The 20,493-nt window shown below is 72.7% G+C and carries 20 protein-coding genes; 7 read left to right on the top strand and 13 right to left on the bottom strand.

Annotated features, from left to right (window positions below; translation table 11 throughout):
- Positions 1–77: 77 nt before the first annotated feature.
- Both groL and groES read right to left on the bottom strand, forming a co-directional pair.
- Positions 78–1,715: a chaperonin GroEL gene (gene groL / locus ACFHWS_RS00800; RefSeq protein WP_416551336.1), complete on the bottom strand. Its 1,638-nt coding sequence runs from the start codon at positions 1,713–1,715 to the stop codon at positions 78–80.
- Between the two features lie 117 nt (positions 1,716–1,832).
- Positions 1,833–2,147 (bottom strand): co-chaperone GroES, encoded by a 315-nt coding sequence (groES, locus tag ACFHWS_RS00795; RefSeq protein ID WP_123606067.1) that lies wholly within the window; start codon positions 2,145–2,147, stop codon positions 1,833–1,835.
- 210 nt (positions 2,148–2,357) lie between these two features.
- On the opposite strand from groES, the gene ACFHWS_RS00790 reads away from it, so the two are divergent.
- The 6 genes from ACFHWS_RS00790 (at position 2,358) to ACFHWS_RS00765 (ending at position 8,890) form a co-directional block, all read left to right on the top strand.
- A complete protein-coding gene (locus ACFHWS_RS00790; RefSeq protein ID WP_416551335.1) occupies positions 2,358–3,593 on the top strand; it encodes a THUMP-like domain-containing protein in 1,236 nt (411 codons plus the stop codon).
- A 46-nt stretch (positions 3,594–3,639) separates the two neighbouring features.
- Entirely contained in the window at positions 3,640–4,119 is a 480-nt protein-coding gene (gene ybaK, locus ACFHWS_RS00785) for a Cys-tRNA(Pro) deacylase (protein WP_416551334.1), read from the top strand.
- Positions 4,120–4,398: 279 nt separating this feature from the next.
- Positions 4,399–5,496 carry a sugar ABC transporter substrate-binding protein gene (locus ACFHWS_RS00780; protein WP_416551333.1) on the top strand — a complete coding sequence of 366 codons (1,098 nt, stop codon included), beginning with the start codon at positions 4,399–4,401 and terminating at the stop codon, positions 5,494–5,496.
- A gap of 124 nt (positions 5,497–5,620) precedes the next feature.
- The gene (locus ACFHWS_RS00775; protein WP_416551332.1) at positions 5,621–6,427 is read left to right on the top strand and encodes an ATP-binding cassette domain-containing protein; all 807 of its coding nucleotides are present in this window, start codon (positions 5,621–5,623) and stop codon (positions 6,425–6,427) included.
- A complete protein-coding gene (locus tag ACFHWS_RS00770; RefSeq protein ID WP_416551331.1) occupies positions 6,424–7,680 on the top strand; it encodes a sugar ABC transporter permease in 1,257 nt (418 codons plus the stop codon). Before ACFHWS_RS00775 ends, ACFHWS_RS00770 begins: the two co-directional genes overlap by 4 nt.
- 19 nt (positions 7,681–7,699) lie before the next feature.
- Entirely contained in the window at positions 7,700–8,890 is a 1,191-nt protein-coding gene (locus ACFHWS_RS00765; protein ID WP_416551330.1) for an ROK family transcriptional regulator, read from the top strand.
- A 5-nt stretch (positions 8,891–8,895) separates the two neighbouring features.
- Here the strand turns inward: ACFHWS_RS00765 and ACFHWS_RS00760 are convergent, their stop codons facing one another.
- From ACFHWS_RS00760 to tsaB, 6 genes are all read right to left on the bottom strand, one after another.
- Positions 8,896–10,674 carry an ABC transporter ATP-binding protein gene (locus ACFHWS_RS00760; RefSeq protein ID WP_416567425.1) on the bottom strand — a complete coding sequence of 593 codons (1,779 nt, stop codon included), beginning with the start codon at positions 10,672–10,674 and terminating at the stop codon, positions 8,896–8,898.
- On the bottom strand, positions 10,671–12,416 hold the full coding sequence (locus ACFHWS_RS00755; protein WP_416551328.1) for an ABC transporter transmembrane domain-containing protein: 1,746 nt from the start codon (positions 12,414–12,416) through the stop codon (positions 10,671–10,673). The genes ACFHWS_RS00760 and ACFHWS_RS00755 overlap by 4 nt, the downstream gene beginning before the upstream one ends.
- 76 nt (positions 12,417–12,492) lie before the next feature.
- Positions 12,493–12,747: a hypothetical protein gene (locus ACFHWS_RS00750; protein WP_281555725.1), complete on the bottom strand. Its 255-nt coding sequence runs from the start codon at positions 12,745–12,747 to the stop codon at positions 12,493–12,495.
- Positions 12,748–12,758: 11 nt separating this feature from the next.
- Complete coding sequence (gene tsaD / locus ACFHWS_RS00745) at positions 12,759–13,805, bottom strand: tRNA (adenosine(37)-N6)-threonylcarbamoyltransferase complex transferase subunit TsaD (RefSeq protein WP_416551327.1); 1,047 nt, start codon at positions 13,803–13,805, stop codon at positions 12,759–12,761.
- Positions 13,798–14,250 carry a ribosomal protein S18-alanine N-acetyltransferase gene (gene rimI, locus ACFHWS_RS00740; protein ID WP_416551413.1) on the bottom strand — a complete coding sequence of 151 codons (453 nt, stop codon included), beginning with the start codon at positions 14,248–14,250 and terminating at the stop codon, positions 13,798–13,800. Before rimI ends, tsaD begins: the two co-directional genes overlap by 8 nt.
- Before the next feature lie 17 nt (positions 14,251–14,267).
- Positions 14,268–14,966, bottom strand: a complete 699-nt coding sequence (gene tsaB / locus ACFHWS_RS00735; protein ID WP_416551326.1) for a tRNA (adenosine(37)-N6)-threonylcarbamoyltransferase complex dimerization subunit type 1 TsaB — start codon at positions 14,964–14,966, stop codon at positions 14,268–14,270.
- A gap of 89 nt (positions 14,967–15,055) precedes the next feature.
- Here tsaB and ACFHWS_RS00730 point away from each other — a divergent pair, with 89 nt between their 5' ends.
- A complete protein-coding gene (locus ACFHWS_RS00730; protein ID WP_416551325.1) occupies positions 15,056–15,220 on the top strand; it encodes a hypothetical protein in 165 nt (54 codons plus the stop codon).
- A 4-nt stretch (positions 15,221–15,224) separates the two neighbouring features.
- Here ACFHWS_RS00730 and ung read toward each other — a convergent pair whose 3' ends face one another.
- The 5 genes from ung to ACFHWS_RS00705 all read right to left on the bottom strand — a co-directional run bounded on the left by ung (position 15,225) and on the right by ACFHWS_RS00705 (position 20,366).
- Positions 15,225–15,929 (bottom strand): uracil-DNA glycosylase, encoded by a 705-nt coding sequence (gene ung, locus ACFHWS_RS00725; RefSeq protein WP_416551324.1) that lies wholly within the window; start codon positions 15,927–15,929, stop codon positions 15,225–15,227.
- Positions 15,930–16,022: 93 nt separating this feature from the next.
- Complete coding sequence (tsaE, locus tag ACFHWS_RS00720) at positions 16,023–16,529, bottom strand: tRNA (adenosine(37)-N6)-threonylcarbamoyltransferase complex ATPase subunit type 1 TsaE (RefSeq protein WP_416551323.1); 507 nt, start codon at positions 16,527–16,529, stop codon at positions 16,023–16,025.
- Positions 16,526–17,614: an alpha/beta fold hydrolase gene (locus tag ACFHWS_RS00715; protein ID WP_416567424.1), complete on the bottom strand. Its 1,089-nt coding sequence runs from the start codon at positions 17,612–17,614 to the stop codon at positions 16,526–16,528. Before ACFHWS_RS00715 ends, tsaE begins: the two co-directional genes overlap by 4 nt.
- Positions 17,611–18,729 carry an alanine racemase gene (gene alr, locus ACFHWS_RS00710; protein ID WP_416551321.1) on the bottom strand — a complete coding sequence of 373 codons (1,119 nt, stop codon included), beginning with the start codon at positions 18,727–18,729 and terminating at the stop codon, positions 17,611–17,613. Before alr ends, ACFHWS_RS00715 begins: the two co-directional genes overlap by 4 nt.
- 101 nt (positions 18,730–18,830) lie before the next feature.
- Positions 18,831–20,366, bottom strand: a complete 1,536-nt coding sequence (locus ACFHWS_RS00705; RefSeq protein WP_416567499.1) for an NAD(P)H-hydrate dehydratase — start codon at positions 20,364–20,366, stop codon at positions 18,831–18,833.
- Positions 20,367–20,493 lie beyond the last annotated feature (127 nt).

The raw sequence follows: 20,493 nt of genomic DNA, 5'->3' as shown, positions 1-20,493 counted from the left end.
ATCAGAAACCTCGGGCGGAGTGCGCCCTCGGCCGTACTGATCACGCGGATCCAGGGTGGAGCAGGTGGAACTTCCGGTCAGAAACCGGGACCGTGCTGGTGGCCGTGCCCGTGGTCGTGGCCGCCGGCGGCCGGCTCGGCCTTCTCCGGCTTCTCCACCACGAGGCTCTCGGTGGTGAGCAGCAGCCCGGCGATCGACGCGGCGTTGCTGACCGCGTTGCGGGTCACCTTCACCGGATCGATGATGCCGGCCCCGGCCAGATCGACGTACTCACCGGTGGCGGCGTTGAGACCGTGGCCCCAGTCGCCTTCGAGTACCTTGCCGACCACGACGTACCCGTCGTAGCCGGCGTTCTGGGCGATCCACCGCAGCGGCTCGTGCAGCGCCTTGCGGACCACCGACACGCCGACCTTCTCGTCGCCGTCGAAGCCGAGGTCGTCGTCGAGCACGGCGGCGATCTGGCTCAGCGCCGCGCCGCCACCGGGGATGGTGCCCTCCTCGACCGCGGCCTTGGTCGCGGCGATGGCGTCCTCGATGCGGTGCTTGCGCTCCTTCATCTCCACCTCGGTGGCGGCCCCGGCCTTGATCACCGCGATGCCACCGGAGAGCTTGGCCAGCCGCTCGGCGAGCTTTTCCCGGTCCCAGTCCGAGTCGGACGCGTCGATCTCCTTGCGGATCTGAGTGACCCGGTCGGCGACCTCGGAGTCGTTGCCGGCACCGTCGACCACCGTGGTGGTGTCCTTGTCGACCACGATCCGCCGGGCCCGGCCCAGCGACTCCAGCCCGACCGCGTCGAGCTTGTAGCCCAGCTCAGGGGCGATCAGCTCGGCGCCGGTCAGGACCGCCATGTCCTGCAGCATCGCCTTGCGCCGGTCGCCGAAGCCGGGGGCCTTGACCGCGCAGATCTTCACGGTCTTGCGTACGGCGTTGACCACCAGGGTGGACAGCGCCTGCCCGTCGACATCCTCGGCGACGATCAGCAGCGGCTTGCCGTCCTGGGCAATCTTCTCCAGCAGCGGCAGCAGCTCCTCGATCGAGGAGATCTTCTGGGTGGTGATCAGGATGTACGCGTCCTCGAGCACCGCCTCCTGCGCTTCGGCGTCGGTGACGAAGTGCGGGGAGATGAAGCCCTTGTCGAACTGCAGGCCCTCGGTGACCTCCAGCTCGGTGGCCAGGGTGGAGCCTTCCTCGACGGTGATGACGCCGTCGCGGCCGACCCGCTCCATCGCCTCGGCGATCAGCTCGCCGATCGTGGCGTCCTGGGCCGAGATCGTCGCGACCTGCGCGGTCGAGCCCTTGTCGGCCACCTCTGCCGCCTTGGCCAGCAGAGAGTCGGAGACCTTCTGCGCGGCCGCGTCGATGCCGCGCTTGAGGCCGGCCGGGTTGGCCCCGGCGGCGACGTTGCGCAGACCTTCACGGACCATCGCCTGGGCGAGCACGGTGGCGGTGGTGGTCCCGTCGCCGGCGACGTCGTTGGTCTTCGTCGCCACCTCCTTGACCAGCTGCGCACCGAGGTTCTCGTACGGGTTGGTGAGCTCGATCTCCTTGGCGATGGTCACGCCATCGTTGGTGATCGTCGGAGCGCCGAACTTCTTGTCCAGCACGACGTTGCGCCCGCGCGGGCCGAGGGTGACCTTGACCGTGTCCGCGAGCGTGTTGACGCCGTGCTCCAAGAGGTGCCGGGCGTCGTCCGAGAAACTCAGGATCTTCGCCATGACATTCCCTTCACAGGCACTAGCCGTCGGCCGGCCGGCGGCTGCCGGGCACCGGCCAACGGGCGACGCCCCGAAGCCCCGGGCTGGGGCTTCGGGGCGTTCAGCACTGGCAGTAGGTCACTTCTCGATGACCGCGAGGACGTCGCGGGCGGAGAGCACCAGGTACTCCTCGCCGGCGTACTTGACCTCGGTGCCGCCGTACTTCGAGTAGATGACCGTGTCGCCGACGTTGACGTCAACCGGGATCCGGTTGCCCTTGTCGTCGACGCGGCCGGGGCCGACAGCGAGGACGGTGCCCTCCTGCGGCTTCTCCTTGGCGGTGTCGGGGATCACGATGCCCGACGCCGTGGTGGTCTCAGCCTCGTTCGCCTGGACCAGGATCCGGTCCTCGAGCGGCTTGATCGCAACCTTGGTCGCGGTAGTCACGGGCATACCCTCCTGGGGTATCTGGTTTTGGTGCCGGCCACGTGGGTAACCGGCGTCAATCTGCCTCATGTCCACCGGGCGGATCCGTCGTCGCGGGTGCCGGACCGCCTGGCGTTTCGCTCACCGGCGGGAGCCGGCGAGCTGGCACCCTCGACCCGAGAGTGCTAACCGCAGATTAGCAGTCGCCTGTGCGGAGTGCTAGCCCGATGGCCGAGCATGGACAATGTCGCGGTGCACCCGGACGAACTGGCCGCCCTGCGCGCCCCGGAAGGCGCGGCCGCGCTGGTTGCCGCGACCGAGGTGCTGGCCGCGCCGGGCGGGGCGGATCCGCTCGCGGCGGCGACCGCACTGCGTACCGCCGGGGTGCCGGCACCGCTGGCGACCGCCGCACTCACCCAGGCCGCGCTGCGCGCCCGCGCGGCCGGCAAGTTCGGCCCGGCCGCCGCCCGGATGTTCTTCACCCGCGCCGGCCTGGAGCAGGCCACCCGGTCGGTGGTCGCCGACCGGCGCGCCGCCCGGTTGCGCGCCGCCGGGGTGCGCCACCTCGCCGACCTGGGTTGCGGTCTCGGCGCGGACACCCTCGCCGCCGCCCGGGCCGGCATCCGGGTGTACGCGGTGGAGGCCGACCCGGCCACCGCCGCGATCGCCGCCGCCAACGTCGCGGCGACCGGGCTGGCCCACCTGGTCGACGTGGTCTGCGCCGACGCCACCGGAGTCGACGTCTCCGGCTACGACGCGGTCTTCTGCGACCCGGCCCGCCGGTCCGGCAGCGGTCGGCGCACCTTCGACCCGGACAGCTACTCCCCGCCGTGGGACTTCGTCCGGTCGTTGGTCGCCCGGGTGCCCTGCACCGTGCTCAAGGTGGCACCGGGCATCGACCACGCGCTGATCCCGCCGGGAGCCGAGGCCGAGTGGGTCAGCGTCGACCGGGAGGTGGTCGAGGCGGCGTTCTGGTGCGGCCCGCTGGCCGACACCCCGCGCCGGGCCACCCTGCTGCGTACCGGACAGCCGGCCACGGACCTGGTCGGCGACGGCGACGAGCCGGTCGACGTCGGCCCGGTCCGGCGCTTCCTGTACGACCCGGACGGGGCGGTGGTCCGCTCACACCTGGTCGCCGCGTTCGCCGCGACCGTCGACGGCACCCTCGCCGACGAGTCGATCGCCTACGTCTACGCCGACGCGCCGACCGACACGCCGTACGGCCGATGTCTGGAGGTCACCGACGTGCTGCCGTTCTCGCTGAAGCGGCTGCGGGCGCTGCTGCGCGAACGCGGCGTCACCCGGCTGGAGATCCTCAAACGCGGCTCCCCGCTCGACCCCGCCCAGTTGCGCCGCGATCTGCGCCTGCGTACCGCCTCCGGGGCCGGCGTGGCGGCGAGTCTGGTGCTGACCCGGGTGGCCGGCGCCCCGACGGCGCTGCTCGCCCACCCGGTGCCGGCACCCGGCCGGTGACCGCACGCGGCCGACGGCGGGCGCCCGGCCGGTAACGTCGCGCGGCATGGCAGGTACCGCGACCCCGGCGACGACGCTGCTGACCAAGCGGCGGATCACCTTCCAACTACACCCGTACCGGGTCTCGCCGGACACCCCGGACTACGGCGCGGCGGTCGCGGCCGCCCTCGGCGTCGCCGCCGAGCAGGTGTTCAAGACGCTGGTGGCGCAGGTCGACGGGGCACTCGCCGTCGGCGTCGTACCGGTCACCGGGGAGCTGGACCTGAAGGCTCTGACGGTGGCGCTCGGCGGCAGGCGCGCGGTGCTCGCCGACCGGGTGCTCGCCGAGCGGACCACCGGGTACGTCCGGGGCGGCATCAGCCCGATCGGGCAGCGTAAACGCCTGCCGACGGTGCTGGACGCCTCGGCGCAGCGGTACGCCGAGGTGTACGTATCGGCCGGTCGTCGCGGGTTGCAGTTGAGTATCACTCCGGGTGACCTCGCAGCGGTGGCTGGCGCCCGGTTCGCCCCGATCGCGGCCCACTGATCCGGTCAGTCGACGGGCAGATGTCCACCGCGTTGCTGAATTGTTATCGCAGGCAACAAAACTGGTGACGTCACCGTCTTGTGCTCGGCACCACAGTCCTAATACGTTGCCGGACACAACAAAAACCGCGATGGCCCAGCTCAGCCCCAGGCCGTTGCCGTCGCCGGCCGGGCCTCCGGAGCCCACCAGCGCCCCGCGAGCCCACGCCCGAGACCGCACGACTCGCACCAGCACAAACCCCTTGTACGCGGAACATCACCCTTCGAAAGGACCCGAGCGATGCGCAAAGGGATCCTCAGCACCGCCGCCGCCGGCGTCCTGCTCGCCGGCGGCCTGACCGCCTGTGGCAGCGACACCGGCAGCGACACCGGCAGCGGCGACACGCCGACTCCGAAGATCGGCGTGATCCTGCCAGACAGCGCCTCCTCCGACCGCTGGGAGACCGCCGACCGGCGCTTCCTGCAGGAGGCGTTCGACGCCGCCGGCGTCGACGCCACCATCCAGAACGCCCAGGGCGACAAGGCCCAGTTCCAGACCCTCGCCGACCAGATGATCACCGACGGGGCCACCGTCCTGATGATCGTCAACCTGGATTCCGGCACCGGCAAGGCAGTGCTGGACAAGGCGAAGCAGCAGGGCGTCGCCACCATCGACTACGACCGGCTCACCCTGGGCGGCTCCGCCGAGTACTACGTGAGCTTCGACAACGAGGCCGTCGGCCAACTGCAGGGCGAGGGCCTGGTCAAGTGCCTGACCGACGCCGGCGTGGAGAAGCCGACCATCGCCACCCTAAACGGCTCCGAGACCGACAACAACGCCACCCTGTTCAAGGCCGGCTACGACGGCGTGCTCGACCCGCTGTACGAGTCCGGCGAGTACGTCAAGGGCCCGGACCGCTGGGTGCCGGACTGGGACAACACCCAGGCCGCCACGCTGTTCGAGCAGATGCTGACCCAGACCGGCGGCGAGATCGACGGCGTGCTGGCTGCCAACGACGGCCTCGGCAACGCGGCGATCTCGGTGCTCAAGCGCAACGAGCTCAACGGTCAGGTGCCGGTCACCGGGCAGGACGCCACCCCGCAGGGCCTGCAGAACATCCTCGCCGGCGATCAGTGCATGACCGTCTACAAGGCAATCAAGGCCGAGGCGCAGGCCGCCGCCGACCTGGCGGTCGCGCTGGCCAACGGTGAGCGCAAGGAGGTCGCGCAGACCGTCACCGACCCGGAGACCAACCGGGAGGTGCCGTCGGTGCTGCTCACCCCGCAGGCCATCTACAAGGAGAACGTCGCCGACGTGGTCAACGACGGCTACGTCACCGCCGAAGAGCTCTGCACCGACGAGTTCGCCGAGCTCTGCGTCGAGGCCGGCATCAGCTGACCGGCGTACCGGCGACCCACCGGTAGCCCCGCCGCGCGGGTGTCGCCCGGCAGCACCATCGCCGGGTGACACCCGCGGCGGCGGAACCGGCGCCGGCCGGGCACCCTTACGAAGGAGACCACCCGTGTCCGCGACCCCCCTGCTGCAACTGCGCGGGATCGACAAGAACTTCGGCCCCGTCCAGGTGCTGCGCAACGTCGACTTCGCCGTCTATCCCGGCGAGGTGACCGCGCTCGTCGGTGACAACGGTGCCGGCAAGTCCACCTTGGTCAAATGCATCAGCGGCATCCACCCGATCGACCGCGGCGAGGTCGTCGTCGACGGCCGCCGGGTGCACATCCACAACCCGCGCGACGCCGCGTCGCACGGCATCGAGGTCGTCTACCAGGACCTCGCGCTCTGCGACAACCTCGACATCGTGCAGAACATGTTCCTCGGGCGGGAGAAGCGCACCGGGATCGTCCTGGACGAGACCACCATGGAGCAGATGGCCGCGGACACCCTCGCCGGGCTCTCCGTCCGGACCGTCAAGTCGCTGCGGCAACTCGTCGCCAGCCTCTCCGGCGGCCAGCGCCAGACCGTCGCCATCGCCAAGGCGGTGCTGTGGAACAGCAAGGTCGTCATCCTCGACGAACCCACCGCGGCGCTCGGCGTCGCCCAGACCGCCCAGGTGCTCGAACTGGTCCGCCGGCTCGCCGACAACGGCCTCGCCGTCGTACTGATCTCACACAACATGAACGACGTCTTCGCGGTGTCGGACCGGATCGCCGCGCTGTACCTCGGCCAGATGGTCGCCCAGGTCCGCAGCACGGAGATCACCCACGCGCAGATCGTGGAGCTGATCACCGCCGGCCGCAGCGGTGACCTCGGCCTGCCGGCCGACAACGGCACCGAGTACGCCGCCACCACCGGACCGGGAGCCGACCGATGAGCACCGCCACCTCAACAGTCCAGCGGCCCGCCGCCTCGGCCGACTCGCCCGGCGTCGGCGAACACCTGCGCAACTACTTCTCCCGGGTGCGCGGCGGCGACCTCGGCGCACTGCCCGCGATCCTCGGCCTCATCGTGCTCTGCACGGTCTTCTCGATCGTGCGGCCCAACTTCTTCACCGCCGGCAACTTCGCCAACCTGTTCATCCAGGGCGGAGCGGTCACCCTGATCGCGATGGGGCTGATCTTCGTCCTGCTGCTCGGTGAGATCGACCTGTCCGCCGGCTTCGCCAGCGGCGTCTGCGCCGCGATCCTGGCGGTCGTCTCCACCGAGATGGGACTGCCCTGGTACGTGGCGGTGCTGGCAGCGGTGGCCACCGGAACCCTGATCGGCACCGTCCTCGGATTCCTGGTCGCCAAGGTCGGTATCCCGTCGTTCGTGGTCACCCTGGCCGCGTTCCTCGCCTTCCAGGGCACGGTGCTGCTGCTGATCGAAGGCGGCAAGAACGTCTCGCTGCGCGACGACGTGCTGATCGCGATCGTCAACCGCAACGTCCCGCCGGTCGTCGGTTGGGCCATCTTCGGCGTCGGGGTGGCCGGGTTCGCGCTGATCCAACTGCTGCGCTACCGCACCCGGTCCGCCAAGGGCCTGGTCACCGACCCGATGGTGGTGGTGCTGGCCCGCATCGGCGTGCTGATCGCGATCGCCGGTGCCGCTGTCTACATCCTCAACCAGGAGCGCAGCATCAACCCGCTGATCACCTCGCTGCGCGGGGTGCCGATCGTGGTACCGGTCATCGTGGTACTGCTGATCTTCTGGACCTTCGTGCTGCGGCGCACCGCGTACGGTCGGCACATCTACGCCGTCGGCGGCAACCGGGAGGCCGCCCGCCGGGCCGGTATCAACGTCGACCGGATCCGGATCTCCGCCTTCATGATCTGCTCCTCGATGGCCGCCGTCGGCGGCATCGTGGCCGCCAGCCGGGCCAACTCGGTGGACGCCAACACCGGCGGCAGCAACGTGCTGCTGTTCGCCGTCGGCGCAGCGGTGATCGGCGGCACCAGCCTGTTCGGCGGCAAGGGCCGGGTCCTCGACGCGGTCCTCGGCGGCGCCGTGGTCGCGGTCATCGAGAACGGCATGGGGCTGATGAATGTCAGCTCCGGGGTGAAGTTCGTCTTCACCGGTCTGGTCCTGCTGCTGGCCGCCAGCGTCGACGCGCTGTCCCGTCGTCGCGCCGCCGCCGGGTCACGATGACTGCGGAGACGACGATCCGATGCGGGCAGGACCCAGCCAGGAGGAGATCCGCCGGCACAACCTCGGCGCGTTGCTGCGGCACGTGCACGTGCACGGTGCCACCTCACGCGCCGAACTGACCACCACGCTGGGGCTCAACCGCAGCACCATCGGCGCGCTCACCGCCGACCTGGCCGCCGCCGGCCTGGTCAGCGAGGGCGGTGCCCGGGAAACCGGCCGGGCCGGACGACCGTCGCTGGTCGTCCGGCCCGCGTCCGAGCGGGTGTACGCGTACGCGCTCAGCATCGAGGTCGACCGGTTACGGGCCGCCCGGGTCGGACTTGGTGGCCGGATCCTCGACACGCGCACCGGCGACCGACCCCGGGGCACCCTCGCCGCCGAGGCGGTCGGCCCACTCACCGGCTTCGTCAAGGAGCTGCACCAGGCGGTGCCGGCCGGCGCGGTCTGCGTCGGCAGCGGCGTCGCGGTCTGCGGCATGGTCCGCCGCGACGACGGCATGGTCCGGCTCGGCCCCACCATGGGCTGGGTCGACGAGCCGCTCGGCGCGGCCCTGGCCGAGGCGCTCGGCGACGACCGGGGCGTGCTGGTCGGCAACGTCTCCGACGTGTGCGCGCTGGCCGAACACACCCGGGGCGCGGCGGTCGGCTGCGAACACGTCATTTACCTGTACGGCGACGTCGGCGTCGGCGCCGGGATCATCGCCGGTGGCCGGCGGGTCACCGGACACGGCGGGTACGGCGGCGAGGTCGGCCACATGGTAGTGCACCCCGGCGGCCGGCCCTGCCTGTGCGGATCTCGCGGCTGCTGGGAAACCGAGATCGGCGAACACGCGCTGATCCAGGCAGCCGGCCGCAGCGGGGAAGTCGTCGGCCGGGAGGCGGTGCTCGCCGTGGTGGACGCGGCCGACCGGGGCGACAGCCAGGCCCAGGCCGCCGTCCGCCAGGTCGGCAACTGGCTCGGCTTCGGCGTGGCCAACCTGGTCAACATCTTCAACCCGGAGACGGTGATCTTCGGCGGTACGCTGCGGGACGTCTACCTGGCGGCGGCCGCGCACGTGCGCAGTCGGCTCAACTCCAACGGGCTACCGGCCTGCCGGGAACACGTCCGGCTGCGTACCCCGAAACTCGGCGACGACGCCCCGTTGCTCGGCGCCGCCGAGCTGGCCTTCGAGCAGTTGCTCGCCGACCCGCTCGACGCGGTGGCCGGCTGACCCGGTCAGCCGACCGCCTGCGCCGACCCGAGGCCCTGCCAGGTGCGCCACAGATCGGCGTACGGACCGTCGGCGGCGACCAGCTCGTCGTGCGAGCCGAACTCGGTGATCAGCCCGTCCTCGACCACGGCGATCCGGTCGGCGTCGTGCGCCGAGTACAGCCGGTGCGCGATCGCGATCACCGTACGCCCGTGCAGCACCGCCGCGAGCGACCGCTCCGTGCGCCGGGCGGTACGCGGGTCGATCAGCGACGTCGCCTCGTCCAGCACCAGGGTCTGCGGATCGGCCAGCACCAGCCGGGCCAGGGCGAGCTGCTGGGCCTGGTCCGGACCGACCGGGTGGCCGCCGGCACCGACCACCGTGGCCGCCCCGTCCGGCAGGGCGGACACCCAGTCCAGTGCGTCGACGGCGGCCAACGCGTCGCGTACCTCGGCGTCGGTGGCGTCCGGCCGGACCAGCGCGACGTTGTCGCGCACCGTACCGATGAAGACGTGATGCTCCTGGGTTACCAGGGCGACTCGGCCGCGTAGCTGGTCCGGGGCGAGGTCGGTCAGCGGTACGCCGCCGGCGGTGACCGAGCCGGCGGTCGGCCGCAGCACCCCGGTCAGCAGCCGGCCCAGGGTGGACTTGCCGGCGCCGGACGGCCCGACGATGGCGATCCGCTCCCCCGGCTGGGGCACCAGGGTGACCCCGCGCAGCACCTCCCGCCCGTCGACGTAGTTGAAGTGGACGTCGACCGCCGCGACCGGGTCGGCGGCGCGTACGCCGTCGGGTGCCGGCGCGCGGGGCACCGCGGTCGCGGGCCGGTCCGGCTGGGCGACGCCGAGCAGCCGGGCCAGCGACGCGGCACCGAGCTGCAGTTCGTCCAGCCAGTTCAGCAGCCGGTCCAGCGGGGCGGCCAGCAGCTGCACGTAGAGCACCGCCGCGGTGACCTGGCCGAGCGTCACCCAGCCGCGCAGGTAGCACCAGCCGCCGACCGCCAGGGTCGCCGCGACCGGCACCACGTAGCTGATCTCGATCAGCGGGAACCAGACGGTACGCAGCCACAGTGTGTAACGCTCGGCCGCGTACTGCCGGGCGATGTCGGTGTCGGTACGCCGCCGCCGGTGCTCCTGCCGGCGCAGCGCCTCGACGGTCCGGGCACCGTCGACGGTTTCGCTGAGCCCGTCGGTGATCCGCGAGTACGCGGCGCTCTCGGCCAGGTAGCCGTCCGGTGCCCGGCGCAGATACCAGCGGGTGCCTGCCCACAGCAGCGGCACCACGATCAGGCAGGGCACCGCCAGCACCGGGGCGACCAGCAGCAACGCCCCGAAGATGAAGGTCGCGGTGCTGATCGCGATCAGCGTCTCGGGCACCGCGAACCGCACCGACTTGGACAGCACGGCGACGTCGTGCGAGGTCCGGGTGAGCAGGTCACCGGTGCCGGCCTTCTCCACCGTCGACAGCGGGATGGACAGCACCCGGCCGATGAACTCTTCGCGCAACGCGGCCAGCACCCGCTCGCCGAGCCGGGCGGACGCCACGTGCGCGTAGCGAGCGAGCACCGCCTGTAAGACCAGGAACCCGGCGATCGCCAGGGCGGTCCGGTCGACGGCGGCGATCGCCGCCGTCCCGGTGGTGAGCGTCTCGACCAGGCCGCCGAGCAGCCGGGGCGCGGCGAGCCCGGCGACCGCAGCACCCACGTGCAGCGCGAGGGCACCGGCCAGCATCCGTGGGTGCCGGCGGACCAGGACACGGGCGTACCGGCGGACCTCGGCCCGGTCCGCGACCGGCAACGCCGTCACGACGCCACCTCACTCAACGCCGCCGGCTCGGTGGATGCCGCCAGCTCGGCGCGGGTCACCAGGGCGGCGTACCCGGGTTCGGTGCGCAGCAGCTCGGCGTGACTGCCGTCGGCCACCACCCGGCCGGCGTCGACGAACACCACCCGGTCGGCGTGTTCCAGCAGCAGCGGGCTGGTGGTGCAGACGACGGTGGTCCGGCCGGTCCGTGCGGCCCTCAGCCTGGCCGCGATCCGCACCTCGGTGTGCGCGTCCACGGCGCTGGTCGGCTCGACCAGCACCAGGACCGGCGGGTCGGCGAGCAGCGCCCGGGCCAGCCGGAGCCGCTGCTGCTGACCGCCGGAGAACTCCCGGCCACGTTCGGCGACCTCGGCATCGAGACCGTCCGGCAGCGCATCGACGATGTCGGTGGCGCTGGCCGCGACCAGCGCCGCCCGGATCGCGTCGTCGCTGGCCCGCCCGGTGCCGTCGAGTTCGTCGCGCAGCCGGCCGGTGAACAGCCGGTCGTCGTTGTCGGTCACCAGGATCCGCTGCCGGACCGTGGCCAGGTCCAGCTCCCGCAGCGGTACGCCAGCCAGGGCGACCTCGGCGTCGCGGTAGCGCCCCAGCCGGTCGGCGAGCCCGGCGACGTCCTCCGGCGCGGTGGCCGCGACGGCGGTCAACTGGTACGGGGCCACCCGCAGGCCGGACGTGGAATCGACCAGTTCGCCGTCGCGGTCCGACAGTCGGCGCGGCCACGCCGGGTCGGTGAACTCCGGCGTGATGGCGAGCAGGCCCGCGACCCGCCGGGCGGCGACGTGGCCACGGGTCATGGTGTGCAGGAACTCGGTCAGCGTCCGGATCGGACCGGTCAGGAACGCGGTGTACGCGTAGGCGGCGACCAGTTGCCCGACGGTCAGCTCGCCGGAGAGCGTGAGCCGCGCCCCGAGCCAGGTCACCAGCACCAGGAACATCCCGGGCAGCAGCAGCTGGCCGGCCTCCAGGACGGACTCGACCCGGGCCAGCCGGTCACCGCGCCGCCGCAGCTCCTGCGACTGGTCCCGGTAGCGGCCGGCGAAGGCCGGTTCACCGCCGACGCCGCGCAGGATCCGCAGGCCGGTCACGGTGTCGCCGGCCAGGGTCGCCAGGGTGGCCTGCTGGTCCCGGTACGTCTGCTGACGACGGTGCAGCGGCCGCAGGCCGAGCCCGACGGCCGCCATCAGCGCCGGCACCCCGATCACGATCACCAGCCCGAGCGGAACGGAGGTGCCGAGCAGGATCGCGGCGACCACGACGATCGCCACCACCGCACCGACCGCCCGGGCGACGACCTCCACCGCGCCGCCGAGACTGCTCATGTCGGCGGTCCCGATGCTCACCACCTCGCCGGTGGCCAGCCGTTTCGGCAGGGTGGCGCCGAGCCGGTTGGCCTGCCGTACGGTGAGCTGGACCGTGCGGTACGCGGTGGACAGCCAGTTGAACACGCCGAACCAGTGCTGGCTGATGCTGGCCGTCGCCTGGACCAGCCCCAGCCCCAGTAGCACCGCCGACCAGCCGAGCAGCGCCTGCGGATCGCGGGCGGTGAGGCCGACGTCGACGGCGCGCCCGAGAACCGCCGGCATCAACGCCTGGCTGCCCATCCAGACCACGCTGAGCACCGATCCCCAGGCCACGGACGCCCCGGCGCGTCCGGCCAGCCAGCGCAGCAGACGCAGGGCTGACCGGTGATCGGCTACGCCGGGATCGGCGACGGGCAGGGTCCACATGACATCGTGACCGTACGGCTACATTGCGTGGCCGATCCACCGATTTTCCATTTCCGCCGGTCGGTCGGCGGCGGCTTCAGCGGTCGACCTGGGTGAAGTCCCAGCTGTGCGGTGCACGGGTGACCAGCCGCAGCGGTGGTTCCGGCAACGACAACGGGCTGCTGCGCCACTTCGAGATGACGACCAGCCGGTCATCGGTCGATGAGAAGACCTCACTGGCCAGGTGCAGCGGGCTGTGTTCGATCTCCGGCAGCGCGGTGTCACAGACCCAGGTGAGCAACTCGGTCAGGCGGGACGGCTCGGCCTTCGCCTCCCACATCCGCACGATCACGTCGCCGGACATTACACGCTCACCGTGGTCAACGGCAGCGCGGAGTCGGCCGGCAGGTCCAGCCGGCTGGCCGGTACCCCGGCGGCGACCAGATGCGAACCGAGCGCCGCGACCATCGCGCCGTTGTCGGTGCAGAGTTTCGGCCGGGGCACCCGGACCCGGATCCCGTACCGCTCGCAGCGTTGCTCGGCCATCGCCCGCAGCCGCGAGTTGGCCGCCACCCCACCACCGATGACCAGGGTCTCGACGCCCCGGTCCCGGCAGGCGTCGACCGCCTTGGCGGTCAGCACGTCGCAGACCGCCTCCTGGAACGACGCGGCGACCTCCGCCACCGGCACCGGCTCACCGGCCCGTTCCCGGGCCTCGACCCAGCGGGCCACCGCAGTCTTCAACCCGGAGAAGGAGAAGTCGAACCGGTGCGCGGCGAGGTCCTTCGGCGCGGTGAGTCCACGGGGGAACGCGATCGCCGCGGCGTCACCGTCGCGGGCCGACCGGTCGATCGGCGGACCGCCGGGGAACGGCAAACCGAGCAGCCGGGCCACCTTGTCGAACGCCTCGCCGGCGGCGTCGTCGATGGTGGCGCCGAGCGGGGTGACTCCGGCGGTCAGGTCGTCGACCAGCAGCAGCGACGAGTGCCCGCCGGAGACCAGCAGGGCGATCGCCGGTTCCGGCAGCGGACCGTGCTCCAGGGTGTCGACGGCCACGTGGGCGGCGAGGTGGTTGACGCCGTACACCGGCTTGTCGGTAGCGATCGCGTAGCCCTTGGCCGCCGCGACACCGACCAGCAGGGCACCGGCCAGACCGGGGCCGGCGGTCACCGCGATCGCGTCGATGTCGGCCAGGGTGACGCCGGCGTCGTCGAGGGCCCGGCGCATCGTCGGCACGATCGCCTCCAGGTGGGCCCGGCTGGCCACCTCCGGCACCACGCCGCCGAACCGGGCGTGTTCGGCCACACTGGAGGCCAGCGCGTCGGCGAGCAGCGTGTGCCCGCGGACGATGCCGACCCCGGTCTCGTCGCAGGAGGTCTCGATCCCGAGGACCAGAGGTTCGTCAGCCATCTCGCATCATCACCAGAGCGTCAGTGTTGCTGGGTTGGTAGTAGCCACGGCGTACGCCGACCGGTTCGAAACCGTACGCCGCGTACAGCCGCTGCGCGGGTGCGTTGTCCACCGCGACTTCCAGGAAGGTCCGGCCGGCCCCGCGCCGGGTGGCTTCGTCGAGCAGGCCGACCAGCAGGGTCCGGCCCACGCCGCGCCGTTGCTGGTCCCGGCGTACCGCGACGTTCTGCACCCACGCCTCGTCGGGTGTCGCCGGGTCGCCGGCCAGTGCCAGCCCGGCGTACCCGGCCAGCTGGTCGGTGCCGTCGACGACGGCCAGGTAGTGGTGCCCGTTGGCCAGCTCGTTCCAGAACATCTCGGCCGACCACTGTTCGGCACCGAACAGGTCGGCTTCAATCGGTACCGCCTGTTCGATGTGCCACCAGCGGAACCGGACGGTCCGCAGCTGCCCACCGACCTGGGTCACTGAAGCACCGGTTTGCGTCCGGCCGCCGCGACCGCGTCGGGCCGGCGCAGGTAGCAAGGGGTCAACGGCTCGGTGGGCACGGCGGTGCGGACCCGGTCGGCCGCCAACCGCGCCAGCGGCAGCGCGTCCGGGTAGCGGGGCTCGGGTCGCACCGGTACGCCGAGCAGTTCGGCGTACCGCAGGGCACCGTCGCCGACTGCCGTGGTTACGCCGAGACCCGGCAGGGCCTCGGCGACGGCGGCCGGTGCGCCGACCGCCGGGTCGGTGAGCCGCCGACCGTCGGCGGCGTACACCGCCCAGTAGATCTCCCGGCGCCGCGCGTCGGTAGCAGCCAGCACCCGGCCGGTCGCGGCGTCGGTGCCGGCGAGGTCGGTCCCGGCGGCGTAGCCGAGCGCGTCGAGCGAGTTGACGCCGTACGTCGGGATGTCGAGGGCATGCGCCACGCTGGCGGCGGTGACCAGACCGACCCGCAGTCCGGTGAACGGCCCGGGTCCGACCCCGGCCACCACCGCGGTCAGGTCCGCCGCCGTCGCACCGGACTCGACAAGGCAGGCGGCGATCTGCGGGGAGAGCAGTTCGCCGTGCGCCCGCGCGTCGACCGTACGTCGGCTTGCCAGCAGACGTACGTCGTCGGTGATCTCGGCCAGCGCGGCGGTCACCGCGGGAGTCGACGAATCCAGCACCAGTACCAGCACGGTATGCACCCTAACCGGACACCGCGTCCGGCTCCTGGCTGCCCTCGGCGCGCCCGTGCCGCCGGTCGGGCGGTGAGACCCACGCCCGGATGTGCGACGTACTCCCCGAGTCAATCGACGTACGGCACGGTGAGCGGCACTACCCGGTGGTGCCGCTGGCCGAGCTGGCGATCGCCGATCCGGGTGTCGCCCGACTACTGGCCCGGCACCGGGCGGGCCGCAGCGGTCAGCCGGTACCGGGGCGCAGCGGTTGACCGGTCAGCCGGCCACCGGCTGACCGGCACCGCCGGTCCGGCTCCAGTCGATGCCGGGCAGGCCGGCGTCGGCCAGCGCCTTGTCGGTGGCGCTGAACGGCCGGCTGCCGAGGAAGCCCCGCGGGTTCATCGGGCTGGGGTGGCCGGCCTCCAGCACGACGTGCCCCGGGTTGGTGATCAGCCCGCGCTTCTTGCGGGCGTAGCCGCCCCACAGCAGGAAGACGACCCGCTGGTCGCGGGCGTCGAGCGCGGCGATCGTGGCGTCGGTGAACTCCTCCCAGCCCTTGCCGGCGTGCGAGCCGGGCCGGCCCTGCCGCACGGTGAGCACCGCGTTGAGCAGCAGCACGCCCTGGGCCGCCCAGCCGGTCAGGTCACCGCTGCGTGGCATCGGCACCCCGACATCGGTGCCCAGCTCCTTGAATACGTTGCGCAGCGACGGCGGCACCGGCACCCCGTCGCGGACGCTGAAGCTGAGCCCGTGGGCCTGCCCGGCCCGGTGGTACGGGTCCTGGCCGAGGACCAGCACCCGGCACTGCTCCGGCGGGCACAGCTGGTACGCGGTGAACAGGTCCTCCACCGGCGGGTACACCGTCTGGTCGGCGTACTCGTCGGCGACGTACCGGCCGAGCGCGGCGGTGCCGGCCGGGTCCAGGTGCGGGGTGAGCGCGGTGGCCCAGGCAGGAGGCAACATGGCCAGCAGGTCGAGCATCTCGGGAGCCTTTCGTCACGCCTCGGTGGTGGCCGCCGCCCGTCCTCATGGAGAGCTGCGCGCCGTCCGGCACTCTACGGGTGGCCTGCGACATCACCGTCCAGCATGGCCGGCCGGCTGGTCCAGCGCGGCGAGCCGGCCCGACCAGCCGGGGCCCAGCCCGGTCACCTCGGCGGTCCGGGAGTCGTCCTCGGCCCGGTGCATGCGGATCAGCAGATGTGCCTCGGCGAGCTGCTCGACCATCCCCTCGCCCCACTCGACGACGGTGACCGCCCGGTCCATGTCGGCGTCCAGGTCGAGGTCGTCGATCTCGGCCCGTGGGTCGGGTGCGTCGCCGAGCCGGTACGCGTCGGCGTGCACCAGGGTGAGCGTGCCGCCGCGGGCCGGATCCGGCTGGTGTACCCGGGCGATGACAAACGTCGGCGAGGTGACGTCTCCGCGTACCCCGAGGCCGTCGCCGATGCCCTGCACCAGGACGGTCTTGCCGGCACCGAGCGGACCGGTCAGCACCACCAGGTCGCCCTGGCGCAGCAGCCGGCCGAGGCGGCGGCCGAGGTCGTGGGTGTCGGCCAGTTCGGGAAGCGGGATCCGGACGGTCATCGGGCGATTTTCGCAAGGAACGCGAACAGCGCCGCGTTGACCCGGTCGGCGTGTTCCAGCATCACCACGTGCCCGCCGTCGGGGATTCTCACGTAGTCGGCATCGGGCAGCCGACGCAGGATCTCCTCCGAGTGCGTCAGCGGGGTGATCATGTCCTTGTCGCCGACGATGACCAGGGTGGGGCTGCTCTCCAGGACCGCGAGCGCCGGGTACCGGGAGTGGGTCAGCAGGGTCCGTACGTACCGGGTGACGGTCTCCGCCGAGGTCCGCGAGTTCATCCGTTCGACATAGCTGACCAGCGCCGGGCTGGGCCGGTCGGTGCCGAAGCCGTACTGGCGGGTCAGCAGCCAGGCGAGGTCGGCGGTGGCCACTCGCAGCCGGTCGATCACCGAACCGGTCAGCCGGGTGGCGTTGTTGACCAGCATCAGCAGTGGCGAGCCGGCCCGACTGAGAATCGCCGGCAGGCCGAGCCGGGCCTCGTCGGCCAGGTTGCCCGAGGTCGCCATCAGTACGGTGCCGACCACCCGGGCACGGAACAGCTCCGGATGCCGTTGCGCCAGGGCCATGATGGTCATGCCGCCCATCGAGTGTCCGACCAGGATCAGTGGGCCATCGCCAGCGGCCTGCTCGATGACCGCGCGCAGCGTCTCACCGAGCGCGTCGATCTCGTAGTCGCCGGACTCCAGCCGCCCGGAGCGGCCGTGGCCGGGCTGGTCGTAGCAGACCAACCGGTACTCACCCCGCCGGGTCAGCTCCCGGCGTTGGAAGTGAAAGGTCCCCATGTCCAGGCAGTAGCCGTGTACAAAGACGATCGTCGGCCGCGGCGGTGCCGCGTCGTCCGGCTCGACGATCTCCACGTACACGTCGGTGCCATCGGCGGCGGTGACCACCCGGGTCTCGTCATAGGGCAGTTCTCCGAAGGGTTCGTCGGCGTACCGGTCTGCCACCTCCCGCTTGAGTCGGCGCACCAGGGCGCGTTCAACGGTGACCGTCGCGGTCACCCCGGCCGCCGCGACGCCGAGGGCCGCGCCCACGATGCCGGCGGTCCGGGCCACCTTCTGCGCACCGGCCCGCTGCCCGCTCATGGCCGGCTGTCCTGGTAGATCCGGGGCACCCGGGGACTACCGAACCGGGTGACGATCTCGTAGTTGATGGTGCCGACCGCGTCGGCCCAGTCGTCGGCAGTCGGGCCGCCGTCGCGTCCGTCACCGAACAATGTGGCCACCTCCCCAGCGTTGATCTCGTCGTCGCCGCAGTCGAGCACGATCTGGTCCATGCACACCCGACCGGCGATCCGCCGCACCCGGCCGCCGAGGCGCACCGGACCGGCGTTGGACGCGTGCCGGGGCACCCCGTCGGCGTAGCCGAGCGGCACCACGGCCAGGGTGCTCTCCCGTTCGGTGTGGTAGGTGTGCCCGTAGGAGACGCCCTGCCCGGCGGGGACCCGCTTGACCAGCATCACCCGGGCGCGGACGGTCATCGCCGGCCGTAGACCGAAGGTCTCGCCCGGCACCGGCGACAGCCCGTAGCAGGCGATACCGGGCCGGACCAGGTCGAAGTGGGTGTCCGGCCGGGTCAGGGTGGCCGCCGAGTTGGCCAGGTGCCGGTAGCGGGGGCGCAGCCCGTACCGGCTGGCCACGGCCAGCCCGTCGTGGTACGCCGCCAGCTGCCGGTCGATGGTGGCGTGCCCGGGCGCGTCGGCGAAGACGAAGTGGCTCCACACCCCGACCACCTCGACGGTGCCGTCAGACTGCGCCTTGGCGGCCGCCTCGACCAGCTCGGGCCAGTCGTCGCCGGTGGCCCCGCCCCGGGACAACCCGGTGTCGAGCTTGAGGTGCAACCGGGCCGGCCGGCCGGCGAGTCGGGCCGCGGCGACCGCCTCGGACAGCAGGGCGCGGCTGCCCACGCCGAGGTCGACGTCGGCGGCGACCGCGTCGTGTAGCGGCAGCCCGGGGCTGATCAGCCAGGCCAGCACCGGCGCGGTCAACCCCGCGCCGCGCAGCTCCAACGCCTCACCGAGGGTGCAGACGCCGAGCCAGTCAGCTCCGGCGTCGAGAGCGGCCCGGGCCGCCGGCCCCATCCCGTGGCCGTACCCGTCGCCCTTCACCACCGCCATCAGCTCGGCGCTGGTGCCGGCCCGCAGCCGGGCCACGTTCTCCCGAATCGCGTCCAGGTCGACCCGCACCTCTGCCTGCCACATGGAGCCAGCCTACTGACCAGTCACCTGATCGGGCAGGTTCCCGGCCGGTCAGGTCGGCACCGACCAGGGTCAGATCATCGTCACCCGCTGGAAGGCCACCATCACCCGTCGGTCAGGTCGGCCACCACCGGGCGCAGCGCGGCGGCCACCTCGACCGCGGTGACCGGCCCGTTGCGGGCAGCGGCCCGGCCGGCCAGGCCGTGCACGTACGCGGCGGCCAGCGCCGCCCGCTGCGGGTCCAGCCCAGCGGCGAGCAGCGAGCCGAGCAGGCCGGCCAGCACGTCGCCGGTGCCGCCGGTGGCCAGCGCCGGGGTGCCGGTGGCGTTCACGTACGCCCGTCCGTCCGGGGCGGCGACCACCGTACGGTCGCCCTTGAGCAGGACAGTCGCCCGCATCCAGGCGGCCAGCCGCAGCGCGGCCCCGACCCGGTCGTCGCCGGGTGGCTGGCCGGCGAGCCGGGCGAACTCCCGATCGTGCGGGGTGATCACGGTGGGTGCCTGCCGGCCGCGTAGCTGCTCCGCCCAGCTGCCGTCGACCAGCATGGTCAACGCGTCGGCGTCCAGCACCACCGGCACCGGCGCGGCCAGCACCGACCGCAGCTCGGTCACGGCGTGTTCCCCGCCGCCCAGCCCGGAGCCGCACACCCAGGCCTGCACCCGGCCGGCATCGGCGACCCGACCGGTGGCGATCACCGAGGGGTACCGGTCCAGCACCTGGGCGGCGGCGCTGCCGGCGTACCGGACCAGGCCCGTCGGCCCGGCGACCGCCCCGCCGACGGAGAGTACCGCCGCGCCCGGATAGGTCGCTGATCCGGTCGCCACCCCGACGACTCCCCGGGTGTACTTCTCGGCTGCCGGGGCCAGCGTCGGCCACCAGGTTGACACGTCGTCGCGACCGGGCACCTCGAACACGGGTGTGCCGCGCAACCACGGTCGCAGGCCGATGTCGACCAGCTCCACGTGGCCGGCGCGGACGGCGGCCGGTCCGACCATCAGGGCCGGCTTCAGGCATCCGAAGGTGACGGTGACGTCGGCCCGCACGGTGTCCGTCCCGGCCCCGGTAGCTCCGGACCCGGCCAGGCCAGCTCCGGTCGACGGCACCGCGGCGCCGTCGGGCACCCCGCCGGTGTCGACCGCCACGCCGCTGGGCACGTCCACCGCGACCAGCACCGGCCGACCGCCACGTGCCGAAGTGAGCTCGCCGGCCCGGGCGAGCGCACCGGCGGCCGGCTCCCGCAGCCCGCCGGTGCCGCCGATGCCGACGATCCCGTCCAGGATCAGGTCCGCGTGCCGGCCGGCACCGTCGGCGGTCCGACCGTCGGCCGCCCGGCCGCCTGCGGCCCGCAACGCGGCGAGCCCGCCACAGTGGGCCCGGTCCGGACGCAGCAGCCAGGCGGTGACCCGGGCGCCCCGGCGGGCCAGCCGGGCTCCGGCGTACAGCGTGTCACCGCCGTTGTCGCCCGAGCCGACCAGCAGCAGCACCTCGGCACCGTAGACCCCGCCGCGCTCGACGAGCAGGGTGGCGCACCTGCGGGCCAGGCCGGCGGCGGCCCGGTGCATCAATGTCCCCGGTGGAACGGTCGCCATCAGCGCCTGCTCGGCGCTGCGGACGTCGGACACCCGCCACACCTGGATCATTCCTCGCACCTCCGCCGCGCCGCCTTCGTCGCGCACCACCCATGGTCACCCTACCGGCGGTGGTGACCGGTGGGACGGTAACCGCTGCGCCGATTGTCCACAGGGTCCCCCGCCACGCTGTCGGTTC

The sequence above is a fragment of the Micromonospora sp. LOL_013 genome (assembly GCF_048060315.1).
Classification (GTDB): domain Bacteria; phylum Actinomycetota; class Actinomycetes; order Mycobacteriales; family Micromonosporaceae; genus Micromonospora_E.
The sequence above is the reverse complement of the archived record's forward strand: the minus strand, read 5'-3'. Positions and strand labels throughout refer to the sequence as shown.